Origin of the sequence: Aeromonas piscicola (assembly GCF_000820005.1) — a bacterium.
GTDB lineage: Bacteria > Pseudomonadota > Gammaproteobacteria > Enterobacterales > Aeromonadaceae > Aeromonas > Aeromonas piscicola.
Genome location: NZ_CDBL01000067.1, coordinates 95,711 through 102,243 on the forward strand (window position 1 = coordinate 95,711; position 6,533 = coordinate 102,243).

The 6,533-nt window shown below is 51.6% G+C and carries 8 protein-coding genes and 2 pseudogenes; 1 reads left to right on the plus strand and 9 read right to left on the minus strand.

What is annotated here, in order from left to right:
* Positions 1–70: 70 nt before the first annotated feature.
* The 7 genes and pseudogenes from BN1128_RS26300 to BN1128_RS16850 all read right to left on the minus strand — a co-directional run bounded on the left by BN1128_RS26300 (position 71) and on the right by BN1128_RS16850 (position 4,729).
* Positions 71–718: a Rha family transcriptional regulator gene (locus BN1128_RS26300; protein WP_042870836.1), complete on the minus strand. Its 648-nt coding sequence runs from the start codon at positions 716–718 to the stop codon at positions 71–73.
* A 407-nt stretch (positions 719–1,125) separates the two neighbouring features.
* Positions 1,126–1,908, minus strand: coding sequence for a hypothetical protein (locus BN1128_RS25550; RefSeq protein WP_156140440.1), 783 nt, complete (start codon positions 1,906–1,908; stop codon positions 1,126–1,128).
* Between the two features lie 72 nt (positions 1,909–1,980).
* Complete coding sequence (locus BN1128_RS16835; RefSeq protein ID WP_042870838.1) at positions 1,981–2,433, minus strand: phage virion morphogenesis protein; 453 nt, start codon at positions 2,431–2,433, stop codon at positions 1,981–1,983.
* On the minus strand, positions 2,415–2,885 hold the full coding sequence (locus BN1128_RS16840) for a phage tail protein (protein ID WP_042870840.1): 471 nt from the start codon (positions 2,883–2,885) through the stop codon (positions 2,415–2,417). The genes BN1128_RS16835 and BN1128_RS16840 overlap by 19 nt, the downstream gene beginning before the upstream one ends.
* Positions 2,860–3,018 (minus strand): annotated as a pseudogene (lysC, locus tag BN1128_RS26305) (Rz1-like lysis system protein LysC); the annotation flags it as partial. The gene BN1128_RS16840 and the pseudogene lysC, both read right to left, overlap by 26 nt.
* The gene (locus tag BN1128_RS16845; RefSeq protein WP_244464611.1) at positions 2,996–3,415 is read right to left on the minus strand and encodes a BRO-N domain-containing protein; all 420 of its coding nucleotides are present in this window, start codon (positions 3,413–3,415) and stop codon (positions 2,996–2,998) included. The gene BN1128_RS16845 and the pseudogene lysC, both read right to left, overlap by 23 nt.
* A gap of 202 nt (positions 3,416–3,617) precedes the next feature.
* Positions 3,618–4,729 (minus strand): IS3 family transposase gene (locus BN1128_RS16850; RefSeq protein ID WP_156140442.1). Its coding sequence is split into 2 segments (ribosomal slippage): positions 3,618–4,480 and positions 4,480–4,729, totalling 1,113 coding nucleotides; the frame shifts between segments, so codons are not numbered across the junction.
* A 68-nt stretch (positions 4,730–4,797) separates the two neighbouring features.
* Between BN1128_RS16850 and BN1128_RS25555 the strand changes: the two are divergent.
* Positions 4,798–4,943 (plus strand): annotated as a pseudogene (locus BN1128_RS25555) (IS481 family transposase); the annotation flags it as partial.
* A 94-nt stretch (positions 4,944–5,037) separates the two neighbouring features.
* Here BN1128_RS25555 and BN1128_RS16860 read toward each other — a convergent pair.
* Together BN1128_RS16860 and BN1128_RS25940 are read right to left on the minus strand one after the other, a co-directional pair.
* The gene (locus BN1128_RS16860) at positions 5,038–6,108 is read right to left on the minus strand and encodes a Wzz/FepE/Etk N-terminal domain-containing protein (RefSeq protein WP_042870846.1); all 1,071 of its coding nucleotides are present in this window, start codon (positions 6,106–6,108) and stop codon (positions 5,038–5,040) included.
* 79 nt (positions 6,109–6,187) lie between these two features.
* A partial coding sequence (locus tag BN1128_RS25940) for a hypothetical protein (protein WP_042870848.1) occupies positions 6,188–6,533 on the minus strand: 346 nt, incomplete at its 5' end.

Sequence of the window (6,533 nt, forward strand, 5' to 3'; positions counted from 1 at the left end):
GATTAAACTATCACAATCTCCGTAAAAGGCCCATACGGGCCTTTGGTATTGTGACTGTTGTATCAACAAGTTACCAGCCGATCGCCTTGGGTTCGCGGCGCAGGTGGGGGATCAGCTTGGGCCAGTCGCTGTCGCCGTGAGTGTTGGGTTGGATATGGCGGGAACGGTCAGCCAGGATCTTGCGGGCCTGGTTCAGGGTGTAGGGGTACTCGTGGATGATTGAGTAGTAGCGGCCGGCGTCGCGGTGTTCGGCGACCTCGAGCAAGGGATAGATGCTGCGGGCGGCATCTATCATCCGGTCGGCGGCACGCCAGCACCAGGTCAGGGTGCAGAGTTCGTCATCGGTCAGGCTGATGGCCGGTTGCGGGCGCTGGGCGGCGAGCTGCTCAGCCATCCAGTTGAAGGCGTTGATATAGGCCTCTTTGGTCGCCGCAGCTTTGGCACCGGTGAAGCCCATCACCACAAAGATAAAGCCGTCTTTGGTCATCTCCCATACCAGCGTTTGCTTCGATGCACCTTTAGGCATGGTGACGGTTTGGAACGTCTCCGCAAAATTGCGGAGACGAAAATCTGAGCTGCATTCGAGGTTACGGATCTTCTTCAACACGTCGTCATGACGCTTGCCAAAGAGCTCGGCCACTTTCAGGGAGGTGGTGACAGGTTGGCCTTGTTGCAGGCTGATAATCTCGGCAGGGGTAAGGCTGGTGATGTTGCCCATGGTGTGATTCTCCGGTTCTGGTCAATCGCCACCATCGACGCCAATCTCTGGTGACGAACTGGACAAGGTTGGCGTACCGGCGAACCAAAGGAAACCGGCGCCCCGAAGGGCCCCTGCCCAGCCCGCCATAACTGAGATTGCGGGTACTACTGGGCCGCACAAAAAAACACGCAGGCGCGTGTTGTGCGCTTTAGTTCAAGTCGGGACGCCAATCCCGGCAACGGATTTTGCCGTTGCCTGCGCAGTATCGCGCAACCAACCGCAACCAATCAACCACCAATCGACACAAACCCGCCCGACAGCACACAACACCAGCAGCAGGGTAGCGATTTCCGTCAGGGCAGGGGATGTCTGTTTCGGCAGGGGGCAAACACAGGGCCACAGCGGTGCGGCCCTGTGCCGGGCTGTCAGGACTTCTTGGCCTTTTTAGGGGGGAGTAGCAGAGTCTGGTTTACTTGGTCATGGCGTAGGAGATGGGTCCCGGTTTTGTTCCAAAAGGCACAATGACTCGAGTTACAAGTAACGCGTAAATATGGGCCATCATTCAACAATGAAGATACGACCATAATATTGGCAGAGTTAGGTAAGTAAAGCTCCTTTTTTTGTCGCGCGGCATCGGTAATTCCACTTTGTAATGATAGTGATAATATAAATAGAAAGCAGAAAACTGAAACACTTAAAACAATAAGCTGCTCGATGATTGGTGAAAACTTACTAAGTCGCGATCTGGTTTTATTTATCTTTTCCTCTGTTAACTCGAGTAACATCCGAATGTTTTTGTTTCGACGGTATTTGGGGGGTAGATCTATGCTGGTCGTCTTCACACTTCTGGGCGAGAGAGTAGAATAGAAAATGATCGTTAGCAGTGAAAATACCAAGAAAAATGCAGGGATAATAGGGTTGCTAACCGCTGAAGAACTAAATAATGAATATCCACCCCTAACTAAGAGAAGGTCTGCAGGCTGTTGAAACTCATACGGGTTCAGATTGAATTCACTTAGGTAACCGATGTGATACGTTAAACCAATAAAATAAATGGCTGCGTAAATAACAGGTAAAAACAACAGTGTTTTTTGCCAAAACGGAATGGCTGGATTTGGATTGTCACTATCTATTAATTTTGGCTCCATACGATTAAGGCGTTGTTGGTTTCGTTGTTCCCGTAGACTCAAAGCAGCTTGCCTGTTCATTCCACCGTCCTAAGTTGATTTGTTAGTGGGGTCGTATAAGTCCCTGATTCTACAGGCCATGCTGAAGTGATGTCATGTGCTTAAATGGGCCAACAACAACTCCTCCAACTTTTCCACCTCCTGGTTGGTGATGCCCAGCAGCTCTCGCGTCGGATAGTGGATCTCGCGGCCCTTGATGCGGTCTTTGAGCCCGTTATGGTGAATGGTGGCGAGCCGGTTGGCGGTGCCGACAAACTCCACCACGGCCTGCTGTTCACTGGCGCGGGCCTTGAGCCAGGTGGGGTTGCTTATCTTGAAGAACATCTTGCGGCGAAGGCGCCCCCGGCCTTGCTTCAGCTTGGGCTGTGGCTTGCGCGGTGCCATGGGGCTGCCATCGGGCTGGCGGTTGGTGCGGATGCGCTGGGCCTGGCTGGCGCGCAAGGTACGGGCCATCTCGCTCGCCAACTGACGGCGGGCGGCGGGTTCCATGCTGGCAAGCAGGCCATCGGCCCAATGGGTCAGGCGGTTCAGGTCATCGGCGGCCATGGCTGATGCTCCCCGTTGATAAAGAGTTCCCAGGTGATGCCGTCATAGGGGTCTTCCGGCGGCTCTGGCAGGTGCTCCCAGCCAATCCCCTGTTCGTTTTGCCACACCCTGACCCGCTCGGTCAGCTTGACGGTGATGATGAGGTCCATCAGGTCGCTCGCGAGGTATTCCGCCTCGAAGGTGATGCCTTCCTTGCGCTGCTCGTCGTTGGTCATCAGCTCGGGCTGGTGTTGGCGCAGCCAGGCCAGCAGCGGCACCATGATTTGGTCCGGGTGGCCGGCAAAGTCCTCGATGCCGATGGTGAGGGGGTATTGCCACTCGAACGAGAGCGAGCGGGCGCCGGTGCTTTCGATATTGCCCGGGGCGATAAAGATGTGCAGCTTGTCCGGGTTGGTCTTGAGGTGGGGCACGCAGCGGGTCAGTACCTCACGGATCTGTTTTGGTTTTTCCATGCTCCCTCCCGTTCTGGTGGCGTTGCTGGCAGGCGATAAGGCTGTCGACCTGGGCGGCGCAGGTGGCCCAGGCAGCCTCGGTCTGGGTCAGTTGGTCGAGCAGATCACCGTTATTGGCTGGGTTGGCCGGCGGCGCGCCAGAGCCACGCCAGCGAATACAGCTCGTCGTCGGTCAGCACGGTGAGGGGCTGCGGATGGGCTGCGGTCTCCCGATCCAACACATCGAGCACCCAGCGGCGGAACTCTTTGGCGAGCGCGGTGCGGGAGAACATGGCGATCAGATGTGCGCCGCGCAGGGAGAAAATCCGAACCTCTTTCTCGCTGCTGCCGTTGCCGAACTCCTTGACCGTTAAATTGACGGTCAAGGTCATGCAAGGGGTAAATTCGCCCGCATTGAGGGTGTAGATGCGGCTCACGGCATCTTCACGGGCATAGCCAAGGGCTTGGGCGATCTGGGCGGCAGTCAGCCAAGGTTGGCCGTGGTGGGGGATAACACTGAAATGGGTATCATGGAAGCTGATGCTGTTCATAGGTGCGTACACCAATCGAAGTTGGTTAACGCCACCGTAGAGGTTCCAATCTCTGCCTGGTGACGAGCTGAACAGGGTTGGAACTACCGGGCACCTAAGAAACCGGCCAGCCGTGAGGCTGCCCTGCCCAGCCCGTCATAACTGACAGGTATAACTGGGCTGCACACAAAAAAACACGCGTCGCTTGGTAATCCCCCCATTTTTAGGGGCATTCAAAAGTAGAGGTCATACAGCCTTTGCCAGATGCTGCTTTGGGGGTATAACCATCCAGCGCCATATTGGGCCGCTCATGGTTATAAACCCACAGCCATTGTGTTGCAAACTCTTGGAGCTCCTCCAGCGTGCCAAACAGATGATGAGCCAACCAATCGTAACGTACCGTTCTGTTAAACCGCTCTATGTACGCGTTCTGCTGAGGATTGCCTGGTTGGATATACCCCAAGGTGATCTCCTGTTTCGCCGCCCACGCCTTGAGCACTTTGCTGATATATTCTGGTCCATGATCGCACAGGATCATCGCCGGTTTGCCACGCCACTCAATCACCTGTTCCAGTGCGCGCTTGACCCGTGAAGCGGGCAATGAAAAATCGACCTCAATGCACAGCGCCTCGCGGTTAAAATCATCGATCACATTAAACAGTCGCACTGACCGGCCCTCGCTCAGTTGATCGTGCATAAAATCCATCGACCAGCAGTGGTTAGGTTGCGCAGGTACGGCCAGAGCCTGTGGCTTTTCACGTACCAGTCGCTTCTTGGGCTTGATGCGCAAGTTCAGTTCAAGCTCCTGATAGATCCGGTAGACCCGCTTGTGGTTCCAAGCAAACCCTTTGATGTTACGCAGGTAGAGGAAGCAGAGGCCAAAGCCCCAGTTCCGCTGGCTGTTGGTGATACGCAGCAACCAATCCGCAATAAGCTGGTTTTCATCGGCTAGCATGGGTTGATAGCGATAACAGCCTTCGCTGACCTTGAAGATGTTGCAGGCTAGCCGGATAGAAATGGCAAAGAGTGACACGGCTTTGGTAGCCATCTCCCTGCGGGCAGATGGCGTCACCACTTTTTTGCTATGGCCTCGGCGATGATCTCGGCTTTGAGGCGCTCCTCGGCATACATCTTCTTGAGACGGCGGTTTTCCTCCTCCAGCTCTTTGAGGCGAGCCATGAGAGAGGCACCCATGCCACCGAATTTGGCGCGCCACTTGTAAAAGGTCGCGGAGCTGATGCCATGCTCGCGGCAAAGTTCAGGGACGGGTGAGCTAGACTCGGCCGGTTTGAGGATGGCGATGATTTGGGCATCGCTAAAGCGTGATGTTTTCATGTAGAACCTCCTGCGTTCAAGATACGAGAAAATTCTACTTATGAGTACCTCGGATTTTCGGGGGGATTACCGTGGAGCAGATGCAGACAGACCAGGACCGCTATCTGGAAAGCGGCCACATCAGGGCAGGATGATGGAGGGGCAGACCCCCTACAGAATGTTCAAGAAGGGTCTGAAATTGATACCAAAGGAAGTGCGCATTAAAGTAGCGTAAACAAGACACCGGTTTGAGGCCAGTGTCAGGTGATAACTAGATCTGTACAGTCATAGAAATTATCGTAGGTGCTATACAGCACGAACTATCGATTTTAACCAGCAGCTGATGCAATGTGAATACTATTTTCAATGCTCTTCAGTTGATGTCTCTTAGGTACAATGAAATAACTTCTAATAAAAACTATTGCGATGCCTATAGCTCCACCAAACAATGTCGATAACACTGCAATCAACGCCCGCTTAGGCTCATCCCTGCTAAACGGCTTGCTATCCGAATCCAAATAAGAAAAAGGACGGTAAGTGATATCTTTTAGTGCAACATCTTTAAGTCTATCAGCTGAAACTTTTAACTCTATTAACTCAGGCATATATTTTTCAATTGCTATTGACTTGAGTACTACTAATGTTTTAGAAAGGCCATCAACTCCCAGCGCAATGGGGAATCGTCCATTCTGATTATAATTTTCTAAAGGTTTATTGATAGCCGCCGCTTTTGCAATTTCCAAGCTATTACTAAGGTTATCTATCTCATTTTTGAGGTTTCTTTTTGCATCATCGGTCCGTAACCTTATACTAGTTCTAAGGTTAGCCAAGTTCATGTTTCTATTGTTTTTTAATACTGAAATTATCTCTTTATGCTGTAGCTGAATGACATACTCTATGTAACCATCAAGCAGCTGCGTTGCCATATCTGGAGTTAGTGAAGATACTGATAAAACTGCGCCAACATCTCCTGGAGTGGCTGAAATCCATGAAGACCACTTACGCAACGTTTTTTGTTGTTCTATGCCGCCTAGGTTATTGGTCTTTACGTATTCCCTGAACTGTTCTGTATTTCTGAGATAATTTTTGATGTTTTCATTTGAATTAAAGTCAAGTATGAACTTAGCATACAATTCTTGTGCACTAGGAACACCGTGCAAACCATATAACTTAATATTTTCTCTGAACTGGTCCAATATGTAAGTATCTTGGTTTTTTGGGCTGGAGATGGTGCTTTTAGCCGTCCATTTTTCTGGTGTTAACAACGCATTACTAATACCTAAAATAAAAAACAATGCCATTGTAAAAACAATTGTTAATTTATTTTTCCATAGCATCACTAGTAAGTCATGTAGATCAATCTCACCAGATTGGCTATATTGCATTCCGTAACCGCTCATTTATCAATGTCCATGCTGACAACAAGTCACGACAAGCTGTGTCGTATCATGAGCGTTATACTGTAGAAACGAAAAAAAATCATTCCGTTTTTGCTGTTTTTGACGGATATGTATACTTTTCAGTCTCTGTGCTGTTGAGGAGACAAGCGTCGGATGGAGTTCGCTGCCGATAGGCAAATTCACCCTGTCTTGCCCTGGTGGCCTTCGATACCTGCTTTGGTGTCTGGCCGACTGGCATCGCTCGCTTTGCTTTCTTCGGTGGAGTGATGGTGTTGACCTCGTCCAGGTAGAAGGGGAACCAGGCATCCTCGAACCGGATGACCCGTTCCATCCGATCGAGCAACTGATCGCAGATGTGGCGGTCGTCGGCCAGCAGGCCACTTAGCTCGGGGGTGATGGCAGTACGACCCGCCGATCCCGGCGGG

What these genes read in the sequence shown, in the direction of transcription:
- BN1128_RS26300 (WP_042870836.1), bottom strand. Translation starts at nt 718, where the DNA reads ATGGGCAACATCACCAGCCTTACCCCTGCCGAGATTATCAGCCTGCAA.
- BN1128_RS25550 (WP_156140440.1), bottom strand. Translation starts at nt 1,908, where the DNA reads ATGAACAGGCAAGCTGCTTTGAGTCTACGGGAACAACGAAACCAACAA.
- BN1128_RS16835 (WP_042870838.1), bottom strand. Translation starts at nt 2,433, where the DNA reads ATGGCCGCCGATGACCTGAACCGCCTGACCCATTGGGCCGATGGCCTG.
- BN1128_RS16840 (WP_042870840.1), bottom strand. Translation starts at nt 2,885, where the DNA reads ATGGAAAAACCAAAACAGATCCGTGAGGTACTGACCCGCTGCGTGCCC.
- BN1128_RS16845 (WP_244464611.1), bottom strand. Translation starts at nt 3,415, where the DNA reads ATGAACAGCATCAGCTTCCATGATACCCATTTCAGTGTTATCCCCCAC.
- BN1128_RS16860 (WP_042870846.1), bottom strand. Translation starts at nt 6,108, where the DNA reads ATGAGCGGTTACGGAATGCAATATAGCCAATCTGGTGAGATTGATCTA.